Raw genomic sequence first — 17,578 nt, forward strand, 5'->3', positions numbered from 1 at the left:
CGGTCAGACCGTGCCGCCCAGGCTACCTTCCAACTGCGCCAACTCTTGCCCACCGGCCATCAGATCCTGAAGCTCCTCCGGCGTGATTTCGCCGCGCTTTGCCGTCCCGAGGGTCTTGCCACGGTTCAGCACGGTGAAGCGATCCCCGACCGCCAGCGCGTGGCGCACATTGTGGGTGATGAATACAACCGCGATACCCTGTTTGCGCACCTTGTCGATGGTCGCCAGCACGTTGGAGGTTTGGCGCACTCCCAATGCCGAGGTCGGCTCGTCGAGGATCAGCACCTTTGCGCCGAAATGCACCGCGCGGGCAATTGCCACGGTCTGCCGTTCCCCCCCCGACAGGGTGCCCACCGCCTGATCGGGCCCGCGCAGGTTGATGCCCATCTTGCGCATCTCTTCCATGGTGACGCGGTTGGCATAGTCGTGATCAAAGAACGTGAGCCCCGCGACCTTCTTGACGGGTTCGTTGCCCATGAAGAAATTGCGGCTCACCGACATCAGCGGGATCATCGCGAGATGCTGGTGCACCGTTGCAATCCCGGCGGTGATCGCATCGCGCGGGTCGGCGAAGTCGAGCGGCTTGCCTTCAAAGATGATCTCGCCTGCCGTGGGTTTGTGCACGCCTGACATAGTCTTGATGAAGGTGGATTTGCCCGCACCATTGTCGCCCAGCAGGCAGTGGCATTCACCGGCAAAGACATCGACAGAGACGCCGGCAAGGGCAATCACACTGCCAAAGTGCTTTTCGATGCCTTTCATCTGGATGATGGGCGGGGTCGCGTTTTGAGAAGCAGACATTAGCGTTCTCCCGTGATGATGCGGCGGATGTAGGTGTTCAGGATCACCGCAAAGAGCAGGATGACGCCCAGAAACACCCGGAACAGGCTGGATTCAACGCCGGCAAAGAACAGGCCCTGCTGCACCACGCCAAAGATCAGCGCGCCCAAGGCGGCCCCGATGACCGAGCCATAGCCGCCGGTCAGCAGGGCGCCGCCGATGACCACGGCGATGATCGCTTCGAATTCCTTCAGCAAGCCGCGGTCCGCCCCGGCGGAGCCGAACTCCATCACCTGACAGACGGCCAGAACGGTGGCGCAGAAAGCGGTGAACATGAACATCAGGATTTTGACTTTGTTGACAGGCACGCCGGAGTTCCGCGCGGCCTCGGCATCCCCGCCCGAGGCGAAAATCCAGTTTCCGAACCGGGTGCGGGTGAGCAGGATGTGCCCGAAGATGATCAGGACAATGGCCCAGACGATCAGCATCGGGATGCCATCGACCACCGGTTGTCCGGCCCGCGTGCCGCGCTCGAACACACCGATGACGCCGATATCGCCCAGCCACTGAAAGATGGGCTGGCCGATCTTGCCGCCAAAGATCGGGGCGAGCCAGTCGCCTTCGGCCGCATCACGAATGCCGCCAATGATGGTTTTGCGTTCAATGGTTTGCGGGATGTAGATGGTGAAACCACGCAGGATAAAGAGAAACGCCAACGTGACGATGAAACTCGGCAGACCAGTGCGTACCACAATCCAGCCATTGAGCGCCCCAAGCGCGCAGCAGATCACGAAAGTGATGATGATCGCTATCCACATCGGCCAGGCCAGCACGACGCCGAAAACGGCGATCATCATGCCCGCAAAACCGATCATCGAGCCCACGGAGAGGTCAAATTCGCCTGCGATCATCAGCAGGCAGGCGCCCACCGCGATAATCATGAATTGCGCCGAGACAATGGACCAGTTCATCACGCCTTGGCTGTTGAACATGCCGCTGTCAAAAGCGAAAAGTGCAAACAAGGTAAAAACCGCGAAGGTCCCTACGATCCCGCCAAGTTCAGGTCGGATCAGGGCTCGGCGTAACGGTGAGATTTCTTTGATGCGTTCATCTATCTGCGGGGTGTCCGCCATCGCCTGTCCCTCGGCTTGAAGCGTTTAAAGAAAGGGCGGCCGTCGTGATGTGAAGGCCGCCCGGGATGTTGAGTAGGATCAGCGGAATTCGCCCGCGAACTCTTCAACCTTGGTCAGACCGTCCTTGGTGACGAAGCCCGGGCCGGAGTTGATGTTGTTGCCGGGCAGCACCCCGTAGCGGTCCCAGTTGGCCAGGATCACAACCGGCATATAGGCCTGCAGGAAGGGCTGCTGGTCGATGCCCCAGTTGATGGTGCCGTCCTTGATGCCTTTCACGATCTCTTCGCCAAGGTCAAAGGTGCCGAAGTGGATCGCACCGGCCATGCCGTTCTCTTTCAACGCGGCGATGGTCGGGTCGGCGGAGACAGGACCCAGTGTCAGGATGCCGTCCACATCAGGGTTCGCCGACAGATAGGCCAGGACTTTGTTCTTGATCTCTGACGGGTCGGTGCCACTGTCCATCATCGCGCTGCCAAGATCGATGCCCAGACCATCGGCATATCCACGGCATCGCTCGCCAACGGTCGGCTGTTGGATCGCATGGTTCACGCACAAAAAGTTCGTGACCCCCTCGCCGGCGGCGCGCTGTCCTGCGGCGAAGCCTGCATCATACTCCGGCTGACCCACATACATCAGCGCGCCGAGTTCACGGGCCTGATCCGGTGTGCCGGTGTTCATGATGATGACATCAATGCCCTGATCCACAGCCGCGCGGATTGGTCCTTTCAGAACGTCATAGTCGGCCAGCGTTGTAATAATGCCGTCTGGCTGGCTGGCAGCTGCCTGCTCGATGATCCGCGCCATATCGGCAATGTCGCCGGTGGGCGGGTTGCGATATTCGACTTCCGCGCCGACCTGTTCACCGGCAAGTGCTATGCCGTTTTTGATCGTGTTCCACCAGCTGTCGCTATCGGGCGCGTGGCTGACCAGAATGTATTTTTCACCTTCTGCTGCTGCGGTTTGCGCAGTCATGAAAGGGGCGGCGACAACTGCGGTCGCCAGCACAAGTTTCTTCATCAAGGACGTCATGTTTTCCTCCCAAGGATTCACCGTTCTCGTGGCAAAAGAGTGACTTTGTCACCTCTCCGATTCCAACTAAAGCACGAGGTCATTATTTTTGCAACCGGTTGCAAAAGGCGACGCATTGATTCATGCTGCAAGTCGCGGAACCGTCAGATAAAAGAGCGCAGATACAGGACCAACGGACAGATTTGACATGGCCATCACATTGAAAGAGGTTGCAGAGCGCGCGGGAGTGTCCCGGTCGGCTGTGTCACGCACTTTCACCGATGGCGCATCGGTTTCCGAAAAAATGCGTCGCAAGGTCGAGAAGGCTGCGCGTGATCTGGGCTATAGTCCCAATGCGCTGGCGTCCTCTTTGACGACCGGGCGCACAAAGCTGATCGGTTTGATTTCCAACAACTTTCACAACCCGATTTTTCTCGAGGTCTTCGATCTTTTTACGCGGGGTTTGCAGGACAGGGGCTTGCGCCCGCTGCTGGTGAATCTAACGGACGAGACCGACCCACAGGCCTCCGTGCGAATGCTGCGGCAATACTCGGTCGACGGTGCGGTGGTGGCTTCGTCCACCCTGCCGCCGGGGTTCTCCAAGGCTTTCCGCGACGCGGGTGTACCGGTGGTGCACAGCTTCGGGCGCTACTCAAGCGCACCGCAGGTGCATGTGGTGGGCATCGACAACGTGGAATGCGGGCGCATGGCGGCGCGCACGCTGGTAGCCCGCGGCTACCGCAAGATCGCTTTCCTGGGCGGTCCCGAACGCGCCACGTCCACACAAGACCGCTATTCCGGGTTTTTCTCGGAACTGGGCGCGCATCGCGGCCTCACCACCAGCTACAGCTTCGCTGACGCCTACTCCTTCGACGCCGGCCGCCGCGAGATGCTGCATCTGCTGAAGTCCGACCCGGCGGAGGCCTACTTCTGCGGCGACGATGTGCTTTCCATCGGTGTGCTCTCCGCCATCGCCGATAGCGGGCTGCGCGTGCCCGAGGACATCGGGATCATCGGCCTCAACGACATGGAAATGGCCCGCTGGGAAAACATCAACCTCACCACGATCCATCAGCCGATCCGCCAGATCGTCACGTCATCCATTGAACTCATGGTCGCCATGCTCGACGAGCCGGACCGTTACCCCGAAGCGCGCATTTTCCCCTGCTCGATTGTCGAGCGGGGGACGCTCAGGCCGGCGAAATAGCTCTTATGCGGATAACCGCTTCAAGAGCCCAAAGTTGACAGATGTTCCGCTATTAATGAATGTCGGCTTTTGCGGTCAATCAACAGCGAGTTAAAACAAACGGAGTCTGGTTGGTTTGATCGGGTTCAAATGCTTCCTATCGGACAATACCGCTCCATGACAATTTCAACGTGTTATCAGGATGTTGACGGCCACACATATCACTGACAGCTCAATTTCCCGCCTGAAGTCCAAATCGTGAGGTCATAACAGTGTCCATCAATAAGTTGCTAAGCCCGACCAACGGAAAAAATAGCTACATCATCGGAGCAGAATGGGGACAAGGTCGAACCGCTTTTGGAGGGGCTACTGCGGCTGTTATGTGCCATTTAGTTATGCAGCGACACTCACCGGAAAGGAATATGATCTCCTTCTCTGTCACGTTTTGTGCCCCAGTAAAGGTTGAGTCAGAGATTGAGATAGAAGTGGAGGTCTTGCGGCGTGGTAAGACGCTCGAGCAATACTCCGTGAGAGCAAAGCAAGATGGTGAGTTGCGGGCTCATGCCGTCGCCGTTTTTGCCGGAACGGTCAACTCTGCAATCGAAATTGCTGCCGAAACTGCACCGCTGCGACCAAACGACATCGCGATACCAGAACAGCGGCTGGCAGTGGGGCTAAATCCCCGGTTTGAAGCGAATTTTGACTATCGGTTTTACAAGGGCGCGCCGCTCTATAGCGGCTCGACCGATCGTGAGCATCTGGTTGGCATTTCGTTCAAAGAACCACCTTCAGGCAGGGGTTTGGCACATCTCGTCTGCCTTATGGATGCCTGTCCTCCGACACCGGCTCAGCAACTCAGCGAATACCACCCGCTCTCTACTGTTGTCTGGAACATGCATTTTCTACGCTGTGCAAAAACCTTTGATCTTGCTCAAGGGATCATCATGTCAAGCTATGGCGAAGTTGGCATTGATGGGGCGCATTACCTGAATGAGCGGGTCTGGTCACATGCGGGTTTGCCACTGGCCTTCAGCACCCAAAGTGTGATGATCTTTGGGTGATAGCTCTGTGTCAGAACGCCCGATCTCGCCTTTATCTGACTGCGAATAACTGTCCAAAGGCGCTGCTTCGCCTAGTCTCAAGCCACGACCGCGTCTTGAAAACACTTCTCAAGTGTGCCGACAGTAATGAGGCTAGGCAAATCCGATCCGTCCCGAGATAAACCGCCATTCGTTTTAACACAGCAAAAGTCCGCTTTGTCCCGCAAGGCTGCCCTACAAGTCTGGTCAATCACCGCAAAATTGGTGGCCGCGCATCGACCCAAGCGCCATCCGCCTTGGCCGAGTCAACCGCCGCGTAGACCGCCGCCATGGACCGTAGCCCATCGACTGCGAACGGCAGGGCGTCTCGCGTCTCGCCCCGAATTGCTGCGGCGAGATCGACATAGATGTTTGCTACCGCCAGCGGGAAGCCTTCCGGATGCGCAATGGCCACCCGGCTGAGGCGTGTCGCCTCATCCGACAGCCCGCCTTCGCCCTTCTCCATGATCTGCGTGCGCCCGCCGACCGGCGTGTAGAAGACCTGATTGGGCTGCTCGGAGGCCCACCGCATCCCGCCGGTTTCCCCAAACACCTGAATGTCGAACCCGTGCTGCCGTCCGATGGCCACCGAGGACGTCCACAGCCGCCCGACCGTGCCGCCCTCCATCCGGAAGTTCACCATCGCATCGTCTTCCAGCATCCGCGAGGGTATGGTCGAGGCGAAATCCGCCGACAGGCTGCGTACCTCGTCCCCAGCAATGAAACCCGCCATATGCAGCGCGTGAATGCCGCAGTCCGCGAACTGCCCGGACACGCCCGCCATCGCCGGATCGTACCGCCAGCGCACCCGCGGATTGTCCGCGTCGCCCGCATCGCCGTGATGCCCGTGGCTGAAGTTCGCGACGACCAGCCGCACCTTGCCGATCTGGCCCGTTTTCACCATCTGCCGCATCTCGCGCACCATGGGGTAGGCGGAATAGCAGTAGTTCACCGCGCAAATCTTGCCCGACGCCTCGGCCACGCGCACGATCTCTTCGCCTTCCTCGACGGTCATGGTCATCGGCTTTTCGCAGAGCACATTGAAGCCCGCTTCCAGAAACGCGCGTGTGATCTCGAAATGGGTACTGTTGGGCGTGGCCACGGTGACGAGATCGACCCGATCCGTGCGATCCTTTTCACCGTCCAGCATCTCCTGCCAACCGGCATAGGCCCGGTCTGCAGCGACCCCTAGAGACTGCGCATAAGCGCGGCCTTTCTCCGCATCCACATCCAGTGCACCAGCGGCCAGCACAAAGTTCCCGTCAGCCTGTGCGCCAAGCCGGTGTGCTGGCCCGATCTGGCTGCCCTCACCGCCGCCAATCATACCCCAGTTCAGTTTTGCCATGGGTGAAGTTCCTTACTGAAAGCCAATGGATTCAAGGTATTCGCGGTTCGCTTTTGCGTCGCCCATAGGGTCCGGATCAAGCAGCGGGTCGCAATCCTGCTCGACCGTGCACCACCCTTCAAAGCCAGCGTCCAGCAGCACCTGACGCACGGCGGGAAAGTCCACATCCCCTTGGCCGAGGTTGCAGAAAATACCCTGCCCGCAGGCGTCATAGAATCCGGTGCGCTTGGCGATGACATCCGCCTTCACCGCTGGATCGATATCCTTGAAGTGCATGTAGGAAATTCGCCCGATGTGCCGCTTCATGAAGGCCACAGGGTCAAAGCCCGCATAGGAATGGTGCCCGGTGTCAAAGCAGATCTTCAGGATGTTTTCATCCACCTCATCCAGCAGCCGCTCCAACTCCGGTTCGAAATCCATGAACCCTGCTGCATGGGCGTGAATGCCCACGGTCAGCCCATATTCCTCCGCCCCCATCTTCGCGATGGTTGCGATGCGGTCGCGGTATGCGTTCCATTCGGCACTGTCCATTTGCTCGGCTTCCGAAGCACGCCCCGCGGTGGGCGCACGGCGTGGCGAAATGGAATCGATCAGCACCAGATGCTGCGCGCCGTGGGCGGCCAGCGCTTTGCAGGTGCGCACCGAGCCGTCCATCACTTCGTCCCAGGCCCCCGGATCGTGAAACGGCCGGAACACGACCCCCCCGATCAGTTCCAGATCATGTTCTGCCAACGCCTCTCCCAGCTGTGACGGATCTTCCGGCATGAAGCCGACGGGGCCCAGCTCAATGCCCTTGTATCCTGCTTCCGCACAGTCTTTGAGCACCGACTGCCACGTCGGGTTGCGCGCGTCATTTGCAAACTCCACACCCCAGGAGCAGGGCGCATTGCCAATCCGTATTGTCATGAGAGCCCTTTCTTGGGTCAGAAGTCGGAAATCTCTTTCCAGGTTTTGTCTTTAGAAGACGCCATGGCCGCGGCAATCACGCGGTTCACCTCCATACCGTCCTTGAACGTTGGCCAAACCGGCTGCCCGGTCTCAATGGCCCGCAGAAAATCGCGGGCCTCGATGATGATTTGGTCCTGATAGCCGGTGCCATGCCCTGGCCCCTGGCAGAAGGGTTCGTAGTCAGGATGGGCCGGGCCGGTCAGGATCTTGGTGAACCCCCGCGTCGCCTCCGGCCCCTCGGCACGATAGAGCCATAGCGCGTTCTGATCTTCCTGATCAAACCGAATGGCCCCCTTTGTCCCGATGATCTCATAGGCATACCCCATCTTGCGCCCAGTCGAGATGCGCGAAAAGTACATTTGCCCCATTGCGCCGCCTGTAAAGCGACACATCATCTGGCCATGATCGTCATTGGTCACCGCGCCGCCGGGGCGGGTCGCGTGAACCGTCTCGACTTCGGAAATCAACCGCTCAATGGGCCCCAGCAGGGCAAGGGCTGCGTTGATCATATGCGGCGCGAGGTCCCCCATGGTGCCGTTGGCACCCCCGTCGGTACGCCAGGACGCGGGCGTTTGCGGATTGGCCAGGAAATCCTCGGTGTGTTCCCCCCGGAACCACGTCACGTCGCCGATTACACCGTCGGCAATCAAAGCCCTCGCGTATTGGCTGGCGGGCGTACGGATATAGTTGAAACCGGTCATGTTTGGGGCACTGGATGCTGCGGCGGCGGCCACCATCGCGCGGCTGTCTTCCAATGACGCGCCCAGTGGTTTTTCGCAGAACACCGGTTTGCCAAGCGCAAAAGCGGCTTCGGCAATGGCGCGGTGGGTGTCTTGCGGACTGGCGATCACGATGGCCTCGATGGCCGGATCGGAAACCAGCAAGCGCCAGTCATCGGTCGCACGGGCGAAACCGAATGCTGCGCGGTACCGCTCTGCGCTGGCAGGAGAACTGGCGCAGACCATCTCCAGCCGCGGCCTGAGTGCTGTGTCGAACACCGCGCCAACAGCTGACATCGCGACCGCATGGGCCTTGCCCATGTAGCCGCCACCGACGATGCCTATCCCAATCTCAGCCATCGGCGCGTCCTTTTTTGAGAATCCGTTTGCAACCGGTTGCAAAATTAGTATCGTGAGAGTCGAAGCTGTTCAAGCCGCGAAATGATCTGGTCGCAATAATCGCCCGAAGGACCTCTGTATCCATGACCACTCAGACCCTGACCACCGCGCAGGCCATCATCCAATGGCTCGACAATCAGTTTATCGAAATCGATGGCGTCGAAATGCGGATCTGTGGGGGCGGCTTTGGCATTTTCGGCCACGGCAATGTGCCCTGTCTGGGCGAGGCGCTCTATAATGTGCGGGACACTCTGCCGCTCTATCGCGGTCAGAACGAGCAGAGCATGGGCTTTGCCGCGGCAGGGTACGCCAAGCAGTGGCTGCGCCAACGGTTCATGTTCTGCACCGCGTCTGCAGGACCGGGAACATCGAACCTGGTGACCTCGGCGGCGCTGGCCCATGCGAACCGTCTGCCGCTGCTGCTGCTCTGTGGCGATACCTATGTCACGCGCCTGCCGGACCCGGTGCTGCAGCAGATGGAGCATTTCCACGACCCGACCCTCGGTGTGAATGATGCATTCAAATCAGTCAGCCGGTACTGGGATCGGATCACCCATCCCGCGCAGATCATCCAGTCGCTGCCCGCAGCCCTGGCCACACTGCTCGATCCAGCGGATTGCGGCCCTGCCTTCATCGGCTTGCCGCAGGACGTGCAAGGCTGGACCTTTGACTACCCCGACGAATTCTTCGAAAAGCGCGTGCATCGCATTCGCCGTCAAACACCGGACGCCGCCGAAATCGTGGATGCCGCCGGGCTGCTGAAAACCGCCAGACGCCCGATGATCATCGCCGGGGGTGGGGTGCAGTATTCCCGCGCTGTGGCCGAGCTGACAGCCTTTGCCGAAGCGCATCAGATTCCCTTGGTCGAGACCATTGCGGGCCGGGCCAACCTGATTGACACGCACCCGCTGAACATTGGACCCATCGGTGTAACCGGATCAGATAGCGCAAATGCCATTGCCGAGCGGGCGGATGTGATCCTCGCCGTGGGTACACGGCTGCAGGATTTCACTACCGGCTCCTGGACGGCCTTTGCCAAAGACGCGCGGTTCATCTCGCTCAATGCAGGTCGCCACGACGCGGGCAAGCACCGCTCTCTTCCGGTGGTGGGCGATGCCAAACTGGGGCTGACAGCAATGGGTGAGGCACTCGACAGCTATACCGCGCCCGGTGAGTGGGTCGAGCACGCGCAATCCGAGCGGACAAAATGGAATGCTTACGTGGCCGACAACGTCTCCTATGGCGACAACCGCCCCAACTCCTATGCCCAGGCCATCGGCGTGGTGAACGCGCTCTGTGATCCGCGCGACCGGGTTGTAGCGGCTGCGGGCGGTCTGCCTGCGGAGGTCACAGCCAACTGGCGCACGCTCGATCCGGGCACCGTGGACGTCGAATTCGGCTTTTCCTGCATGGGCTATGAAATCGCGGGCGCCTGGGGCGCGCGCATCGCCCAGTCCCAACGCGAGCCGGAGCGCGATACGATCACTTTCTGCGGCGATGGCTCTTATCTGATGCTGAACTCCGACATCTACTCCTCGGTGCTCACGGGCAAAAAGCTGATCATCCTCCTGCTCGACAACGGCGGCTTTGCGGTGATCAACAAGCTGCAAAACAATACCGGCAACGAAAGCTTCAATAACCTCATCGCCGATTGCCCCACAGTGCCGGAGCCCTTTGCCGTGGACTTCGAGGCGCATGCTGCCTCCATGGGTGCCAATGCCGAAACCGTTCAAAATCCCAACGAACTGGCTGAGGCGTTCAAACGCGCCCAAGCCGCTGACAAGACCACCGTAATCGTCATGAAAGTCGACGCTTACGAAGGCTGGACCACCCAGGGCCACACCTGGTGGGAATGCGGCACGCCGCATGTCTCGACGTCGGAGAAGGTGCGCGCGGCCCACGCCGAATGGGAAAGCGCGCGTGTTCGCCAGCGAAGGGGCATCTGATGCTGCAGGACGCGCTTGCTACTGGCAATTTCCTGGTCGTCGGCCGGGTCGGGATGGATTTCTTCCCTGATCCGCCGGGCACCCGCACCCGCGACGCCACGGTGATGCGCGTGGGCATGGGCGGGTCTGCCGCCAACACCGCCGCCGGTCTGGTGAAATTGGGCTGCAAGGCCGCATTGGTCACGGCGGTGTCGGATGATGCGGTCGGTTGGTATTGCGAAGGGCAGCTCGATCACTACGGCGTCGACCGCAGTTATGTGAAGCGGGTGCGCGGTGAATACCGCACGTCGCTTGCGGTATACGAGACCCGCATCGAAGAGCACCAATCCGTCATCTACCGCAACAATGCGGCTGATTTCCAGATGGATGCTGCCGACATCGACGCCATAGACTTCACCGCTTACGGTGCCGTCATCACTGCGGGTACAGTCTTCGCGGCTGAACCCTCCCGAAGTGCCGCCTTCCGTGCCTTTGACAAGGCCAAGGAGGCGGGCCTGCCGATCCTCTTTGACATTGACTACCGCCCTTATAGCTGGCCCTCGGCGGCAGAGGCTGAAGAGGTGCTAACACGGGCGGGCGCGATGGCCGATGTGATCGTCGGCAATGACGAGGAATTCGGCTTCATGGCTGGTCACATCGACAGAGGCCTTGCCAAGGCAAGCGCGCTCGCCGAGACCAGCGCCCAAATGGTGATCTACAAGATGGGCCCCAAAGGCGCGATCACCTTCGCGGATGGCACCGAGACCCGTACTGGCATCTACCCTGTCGAGGCGGTGAAACCGACCGGCGCAGGCGACAGTTTCATGGCCGGGCTGCTGGCCAGCCTTTCCAAAGGGCGCCCGCTGAAGGAGGCGGTCCTGCGTGGCTCCGCCTGCGCCTCTGTCGTCGTGGCCAAGCCCGGCTGCTCTCCCGCTATGCCCGACACCGATGAACTAGAGGCGTTTCTCGCCGCTCACCCCGGCCCGACAGCGGCCCAGGAAGGATAACCCATGCACATAGCCCCGCACGACAACCAGAATACACCCATCGTGAATGCGGGTGACCCAACCGTTCCGCTGAACTACTTCAACATCGTCAAGCTGGAGAAGGGCCAGAGCTTTGAGTATCAGGTGCCGGGCTATGAGACCTGTATCGTGCCCGCCACCGGCACCGTCGATGTGGAGGTCGAGGGTGTGTCCTTCGCCGCGCTTGGCAATCGCGGCATCGATGTCTGGGACGGCGAACCTGAGGGCGCCTATGTGCCCGTTGGCGCCAAGGTCCGCATGACCTGCACCTCCGAGGCGACCGAGACCTTCATCGCCGGCGCAAAATACGACAAGGTGCTGGAGCCCTTCGATGTGCGCGTGCCCGAGCTCGACAAGGTGCAATACGGCTCCGATGACACCAAGACGCACCGCAAGATCAAGCACATCCTCGGCCAGAAACAGCATGGCAAAGTGGGCCGGCTGCTGGTGTCTGAGCTCTTTACAGTGGGGCAGGGCGGCTGGTCCGGCTTTCCCGCGCACAAGCACGACACGGATAACCTGCCGCACGAGACGCGCCATGATGAGACCTATAACTTCCGCTTCCGGCCCAACCACGGCTCGGGCGTGCAGATCCTGCAGCGCGAGGAGGGCAAGCCGGGCGATGCCTACCAGCTGATGGATGGCTCGACCATCTGCATCGACAAGGGGTATCACCCCTGTGCTGTGATGCCGGGGTACGAGATGTATTACTTCACCATCCTCGGCGGGCTCAGCCAGCGGAGCCTTGTGCAGTTCTTCCAGCCGACCCATGCCTATCAGATTGAGACGATCCCCGGCATCAAGGACATGGTGGCCAAGTTCAAGTGACCCGGTCTCCAGCGAATCGACTGTAGTTACGCACCACGCCCGGCGGCACCGCCGGGCAGCCCCCGACCGCCCCCCCTGGGCGGGGGCTTCACCCCCACCCGCGGTCGAGGACCGCCCTCAACGCACTGTTCGAAAATGCCCCTCGTCACCCTCTCCGATGTCCTGCAACCTGCGCTCAAGGGCGGCCACGCCATCGCGGGCCTTGTCACTCTCGGCTGGGAGGACATGCGCGCTTATGTGGCGGCCGCCGAGGCCGAAGGCGTGCCGGTAATTCTGCAAGCCGGCCCCTCCTGTCGTGAGCACACGCCCTTGCCAGTGCTCGGCAAGATGTTCCTTCACCTCGCCGAAGGCTCCAGCGTGCCCGTCGTGGCCCATCTCGACCACGGCTATACGGCGGACGAGTGTCGCGAGGCCCTCGAGAGCGGCTTCACGTCACTGATGTTCGATGGCTCCCGCCTGCCGCTGCAACAGAACATCGATGAGACTGCCGCCATTGCGGAAATGGCCCACAGCGCGGGCATCTCCTGCGAAGGGGAGATTGGTTTTGTCGGCTATGCCGATGGTGAAAGCTCGGCGGGCACCAACCCCGACGAGGTCGCAGAATTCGCGAGAGCGACCCATGTCGACGCCATGGCCATCTCTGTCGGCAACGTGCACCTGCAGGAAAACAAGGATGGCGGCCTTGATGAGCCACGTATCCGTGCCATCGAAGAGATCACCGACACGCCACTCGTCATCCACGGCGGCTCCGGCGTGCCCATGGCACAGCGCCAGCATCTGGCGCGCACCTCCAACATCTGCAAATTCAACATCGGGACCGAGCTGCGCATGGCCTTTGGAGACGCGCTGCGCGAGGCCGTCAACAGTCACCCCAGCCGCTTTGACCGCGTACAGATACTCAAGGACACGCACGACCCATTGGTTGCGGCCACGCGCGCCGTGCTGCGCGGTTTCAAGGGAGAAGATCAATGCTGAACATCGGCATCCTGGGCTGTGGACGCATCGGCGTTGTGCACGCTGGCTCCATCGACCGGCTCGACGGCGTGCGGGTCAGCGCTGTCTCGGACGCGGTGCCCGCAGCTGCAGAAGCGCTTGCCGCAAAGACCGGCGCACAGGTGTTGGACAGCGCCGGGCTCATTGCCAGCGCGGATGTGGACGCTGTGGTCATCGGTACCCCGACGGACACGCATTACGACCTGATCCAAGCGGCGGCCAAAGCGGGCAAGGCGATCTTCTGCGAAAAGCCCATCGACATGTCCGCCGACCGCATCCGCGACTGTATCGCAGCGGTCGAGGCGGCGGGCGTGCCCTTCATGACCGCCTTCAACCGACGGTTCGACCCGAACTTTGCGCATTTGCAAGCGCGCCTCGCCGCAGGCGACATTGGCGACGCCGAGATCGTAACGATCCTGTCGCGCGACCCGTCGCCACCACCTGTCAGCTACATCACAAGCTCCGGTGGGATTTTCCGCGACATGATGATCCATGATCTCGACATGGCACGGTTCCTTCTGGGCGAGGAACCGACAACGGTCTTCGCGGTAGGTGCGGCCCTGATCGATCCGGAGATCGGCGTTGCAGGGGACGCCGACACCGCCGCTGTCACGCTCACCACCGCCAGCGGTAGGATTTGCCAGATCAGCAATTCCCGCCGGGCGACATACGGTTACGATCAGCGGATTGAGGTGCATGGGTCAGGCGGCATGCTGCGTGCCGCGAATGTTCAGGAGCACAGCATTGAGACCGCCACCGCGCGAGGCTTTGCTACAGCACCTGCCAAACACTTCTTCCTTGAACGCTACGAGGCGGCGTACCTGGCTGAGATGCAGCACTTTGTGACAGCGGTCCGTGATGAGACGGCGCTCTCTCCTGGCATCACTGACGGGCTGCGCGCCCAGATGTTGGCAGACGCCGCCAGTCAATCGTGGGCGACGGGCCAGCCCGTGAAGCTTTAGCCGGTCACCGTTTGCTTTACCCGGCCTGCCAGATCGGTCAACTGATCGGCCAGCGGCGTCGATTTCCGCCAAACCATGCCAATGGTGCGGGTGGGTTCGGGCCGTTTGAAGTGCGCGACAGAGACATCTGCGGAACGGGTTTCAAGCGCCACCGCCATCTCGGGGATCAGTGTCACGCCGAGGCCGCTGGCCACCATCTGCACCAGCGTGGAGAGCGAACTGCCCTCCATGCTTTCGCGCGGCAGGTTGGACGGGGTACCACAAAAGGCCAGCGCCTGATCCCGAAAGCAATGCCCTTCTTCCAAAAGCAAAAGACGCATTTTGCTGAGGGTTTCGCTGCTGGGCACTGGCTTTTCTGCGTCCGACAGGCTGCGCACCAGGACAAAACTTTCGTTGAACAGGGGAACTTCGGTCAGGCCAGGCTCCGAGATCGGCAGGGCAACGAGCGCCACATCCAGTTGCCCGCCCAACAGATCGAAGATCAGGTTTTCGGTTTGTGTCTCCCGGATGCGCAGATCAAGCCGGGGGTAGGCGACGTTCAGATCGGCAACCAGCCGGGGCAAAAGGTAGGGTCCGACGGTGGGAATGATGCCCAAGCGCAGCTTGCCGATCAGCCCGGCCTGGGACGCGCGTGCGAGGTCCGACAGGTCATCGATAGAACGCAGTATCGGCCGGACCCGCTGGGCAAACTCTTCGCCGAAAGATGTCAGGCGTATGTGCCGCGCGTGCCGCTCAAAGAGCAGTTGGCCAAGAGTTTCCTCCAACTCCTTGATTTGCACGGAAATCGCGGGCTGGGAGATCGAGCACGCTTCTGCCGCGCGGCCAAAATGCCCATGCAGGGCGACGGCTTCAAAGTATCGCAGCTGCCTGATCGTGAAGTTTTCCATAGGATGAAGTTATCACTGCCATAATAAATTTCAAATTCAATGTATGGGTCGACTCTGTTATTCTACGCGCGACCGCACGCGCTGTGGCACCCGGAATTTAACCCACATCAACCCCGATCGGAGATACAATGGACGGCAACGATATAGGCAAATGCCCCGTGATGCATGGCACAAGCATTCATGCAACGAACGAAGTGCAGGGCAACCGGCAATGGTGGCCAAACCAGTTGAACCTCAAGATCCTGAACCAAAGCAGCCCTCAGACGGACCCCTTTGGCGGCACGGTCGATTATGCGGAAGAATTCAAGTCCCTCGACTATCAGGCGCTCAAGAAAGACCTGACCGCGCTGATGACGGATAGCAAGCCGTGGTGGCCGGCGGACTATGGGCATTACGGCCCGATGTTCGTGCGCATGTCCTGGCACGCGGCGGGCACCTACCGGACCGGCGATGGCCGGGGCGGGGCCTCCACCGGGTCGCAACGCTATGCGCCCCTGAACAGTTGGCCGGACAACGGCGGTCTGGATAAGGCGCGCCGTCTGCTCTGGCCGATCAAGCAGAAGTACGGCAACCAGATTTCCTGGGCTGATCTGCTGGTGCTCACTGGCAATGTGGCGATGGAATCGATGGGGTTCAAAACATTTGGGTTCGGTGGCGGCCGCGAAGACGTCTGGGAGCCCGAAGAGGACATCTATTGGGGGGCGGAAGACGAATGGCTCGGCAACAAGCGCTACACCGGGGATCGGGAGCTGGAGAACCCGCTGGCTGCGGTGCAGATGGGTCTGATCTACGTCAATCCGGAAGGTCCGGACGGCAATCCTGATCCGGTCGCATCCGGTCGCGATATCCGTGAAACCTTCGCCCGCATGGGAATGGACGACTACGAAACCGTGGCCTTGACAGCAGGTGGCCATACCTTCGGCAAAGCGCACGGGGCCGGCGATGCCGGTCTGGTAGGTGCGGAACCGGAGGGCGCGCCCATCGAACAGATGGGACTTGGCTGGAAAAACACCCATGGCAGCGGCTTTGGCGTCGATGCGACCGTCAGTGGGATCGAAGGTGCCTGGACGCCGACACCGACAACCTGGGACATGTCCTACTTTGACGTGCTCTTCGGGTATGACTGGGAGCTGACCAAGAGCCCGGCAGGCGCGCACCAGTGGCAGGCCAAGAACCTCAAGGACGAGGATATGGCGCCGACCGCCGATAATGCGGGCAAGACGCATATCATGATGACCACCGCAGACATGGCGATGCGCATGGACCCGGCCTACGAGAAAATCTCGCGCCACTTCATGGCCAACCCCGAAGAGTTCGCCGATGCCTTTGCCAAGGCGTGGTTCAAGCTCATTCACCGCGACATGGGGCCGAAATCCCGGTATCTCGGTGAAGAAGTGCCGCAAGAGGAGTTCCTCTGGCAGGACCCGCTGCCCGAAGCGACAGGCGGGCCTCTGACGGCAGCGGATATCGCAGACCTAAAGGCGCAAATTCTGGCGTCTGATCTGACGATCCCGGAGATGGTCTCCACGGCCTGGGCGTCGGCCTCGACCTATCGCGGGTCGGACTTCCGCGGGGGCGCAAACGGTGCCCGCATCCGGCTTGCGCCGCAGAAAGACTGGGAGGTGAACCAACCTGACCAGTTGGCCAAGGTACTGTCCGTGCTCGAAGGCATTCAGTCGGCGTCTGCCGCATCTGTTTCCATGGCTGACCTGATCGTGCTGGCGGGCTCCGCTGCGGTCGAGAAGGCGGCCAAGGAGGCAGGTCACGACATCGACGTGCCCTTCACCCCGGGCCGTGTGGACGCCACGCAGGAACAGACCGACCCGGAAGGCTTCGCTGTGCTGGAGCCGCGCGTAGATGGGTTCCGCAACTATCAGCCGCAGGAGTATTCGGTTTCTGCCGAAGAAATGCTGGTGGATCGCGCGCAACTGCTGACCCTGACGGCGCCGGAAATGACAGTTCTGGTGGGTGGTCTGCGTGTTCTGGGAGCGAATGCGGATGGCGCTACGCATGGTGTGTTCACGGACCGCGTCGGCCAGTTGACGCAGGACTTCTTCACAAATCTGTTGGACATGAACCTCGCGTGGGCGCCTGTTGAAGGATCGCCGGGCCTCTACGAAGCACGCGATTTGGCCAGCGGTGACGTGAAATGGACAGGCACCCGCGTCGATCTGGTGTTCGGGTCCAACTCGCAATTGCGGGCGCTGGCTGAAGCCTACGCGCAGGATGATGCGAAAGACGCCTTTGTCGAAAACTTCGTGTCCGCCTGGACCAAGGTGATGAACCTGGATCGCTTCGATCTGAACTGATCGACGATGTGAAAACCGTGATGCGCCGTCTCTGTGAGGCGGCGCATCTTAT

Annotated in this window: 15 protein-coding genes; 8 read left to right on the plus strand and 7 right to left on the minus strand. The window is 60.8% G+C overall.

Annotation, left to right across the window (positions count from 1 at the left end):
* Positions 1-3: 3 nt before the first annotated feature.
* The 3 genes from Q1A52_RS11360 to Q1A52_RS11370 form a co-directional block, all read right to left on the minus strand.
* Entirely contained in the window at positions 4-801 is a 798-nt protein-coding gene (locus tag Q1A52_RS11360; protein ID WP_195818310.1) for an ATP-binding cassette domain-containing protein, read from the minus strand.
* Positions 801-1,913: an ABC transporter permease gene (locus Q1A52_RS11365; RefSeq protein ID WP_300015084.1), complete on the minus strand. Its 1,113-nt coding sequence runs from the start codon at positions 1,911-1,913 to the stop codon at positions 801-803. The genes Q1A52_RS11360 and Q1A52_RS11365 overlap by 1 nt, the downstream gene beginning before the upstream one ends.
* Positions 1,914-1,991: 78 nt before the next feature.
* Positions 1,992-2,942 (minus strand): sugar ABC transporter substrate-binding protein, encoded by a 951-nt coding sequence (locus Q1A52_RS11370; RefSeq protein WP_300015086.1) that lies wholly within the window; start codon positions 2,940-2,942, stop codon positions 1,992-1,994.
* A gap of 187 nt (positions 2,943-3,129) precedes the next feature.
* Here Q1A52_RS11370 and Q1A52_RS11375 point away from each other — a divergent pair, with 187 nt between their 5' ends.
* Positions 3,130-4,128 (plus strand): LacI family DNA-binding transcriptional regulator, encoded by a 999-nt coding sequence (locus Q1A52_RS11375; protein WP_300015088.1) that lies wholly within the window; start codon positions 3,130-3,132, stop codon positions 4,126-4,128.
* 251 nt (positions 4,129-4,379) lie between these two features.
* Entirely contained in the window at positions 4,380-5,168 is a 789-nt protein-coding gene (locus Q1A52_RS11380) for a thioesterase family protein (protein ID WP_300015090.1), read from the plus strand.
* A 229-nt stretch (positions 5,169-5,397) separates the two neighbouring features.
* On the opposite strand, the gene Q1A52_RS11385 is transcribed toward Q1A52_RS11380, so the two are convergent.
* Genes Q1A52_RS11385 through Q1A52_RS11395 form a run of 3 tightly spaced genes read right to left on the minus strand, consistent with a single transcriptional unit; the run spans position 5,398 to position 8,558 of the window.
* Positions 5,398-6,531 (minus strand): Gfo/Idh/MocA family oxidoreductase, encoded by a 1,134-nt coding sequence (locus tag Q1A52_RS11385; RefSeq protein ID WP_300015092.1) that lies wholly within the window; start codon positions 6,529-6,531, stop codon positions 5,398-5,400.
* Positions 6,532-6,543: 12 nt separating this feature from the next.
* Positions 6,544-7,437 carry a TIM barrel protein gene (locus tag Q1A52_RS11390; protein WP_300015094.1) on the minus strand — a complete coding sequence of 298 codons (894 nt, stop codon included), beginning with the start codon at positions 7,435-7,437 and terminating at the stop codon, positions 6,544-6,546.
* A gap of 17 nt (positions 7,438-7,454) precedes the next feature.
* Positions 7,455-8,558, minus strand: a complete 1,104-nt coding sequence (locus Q1A52_RS11395; RefSeq protein WP_300015096.1) for a Gfo/Idh/MocA family oxidoreductase — start codon at positions 8,556-8,558, stop codon at positions 7,455-7,457.
* A gap of 122 nt (positions 8,559-8,680) precedes the next feature.
* On the opposite strand from Q1A52_RS11395, the gene iolD reads away from it, so the two are divergent.
* The 5 genes from iolD (at position 8,681) to iolG (ending at position 14,330) form a co-directional block, all read left to right on the plus strand.
* Entirely contained in the window at positions 8,681-10,543 is a 1,863-nt protein-coding gene (gene iolD / locus Q1A52_RS11400) for a 3D-(3,5/4)-trihydroxycyclohexane-1,2-dione acylhydrolase (decyclizing) (RefSeq protein ID WP_300015098.1), read from the plus strand.
* Positions 10,543-11,529, plus strand: a complete 987-nt coding sequence (gene iolC, locus Q1A52_RS11405) for a 5-dehydro-2-deoxygluconokinase (protein ID WP_300015101.1) — start codon at positions 10,543-10,545, stop codon at positions 11,527-11,529. Before iolD ends, iolC begins: the two co-directional genes overlap by 1 nt.
* A 3-nt stretch (positions 11,530-11,532) precedes the next feature.
* A complete protein-coding gene (locus Q1A52_RS11410) occupies positions 11,533-12,375 on the plus strand; it encodes a 5-deoxy-glucuronate isomerase (RefSeq protein ID WP_300015104.1) in 843 nt (280 codons plus the stop codon).
* A gap of 135 nt (positions 12,376-12,510) precedes the next feature.
* Complete coding sequence (locus tag Q1A52_RS11415; protein ID WP_300015107.1) at positions 12,511-13,350, plus strand: class II fructose-bisphosphate aldolase; 840 nt, start codon at positions 12,511-12,513, stop codon at positions 13,348-13,350.
* Positions 13,344-14,330, plus strand: a complete 987-nt coding sequence (gene iolG, locus Q1A52_RS11420) for an inositol 2-dehydrogenase (RefSeq protein WP_300015110.1) — start codon at positions 13,344-13,346, stop codon at positions 14,328-14,330. The genes Q1A52_RS11415 and iolG overlap by 7 nt, the downstream gene beginning before the upstream one ends.
* Here the strand turns inward: iolG and Q1A52_RS11425 are convergent.
* Positions 14,327-15,217, minus strand: coding sequence for a hydrogen peroxide-inducible genes activator (locus Q1A52_RS11425; RefSeq protein ID WP_300015113.1), 891 nt, complete (start codon positions 15,215-15,217; stop codon positions 14,327-14,329). The genes iolG and Q1A52_RS11425 overlap by 4 nt on opposite strands.
* A 128-nt stretch (positions 15,218-15,345) precedes the next feature.
* On the opposite strand from Q1A52_RS11425, the gene katG reads away from it, so the two are divergent.
* Positions 15,346-17,526: a catalase/peroxidase HPI gene (gene katG, locus Q1A52_RS11430; RefSeq protein WP_300015116.1), complete on the plus strand. Its 2,181-nt coding sequence runs from the start codon at positions 15,346-15,348 to the stop codon at positions 17,524-17,526.
* Positions 17,527-17,578 lie beyond the last annotated feature (52 nt).

This window comes from uncultured Roseobacter sp., from assembly GCF_947488185.1.
Taxonomy (GTDB): Bacteria; Pseudomonadota; Alphaproteobacteria; order Rhodobacterales; family Rhodobacteraceae; genus Roseobacter.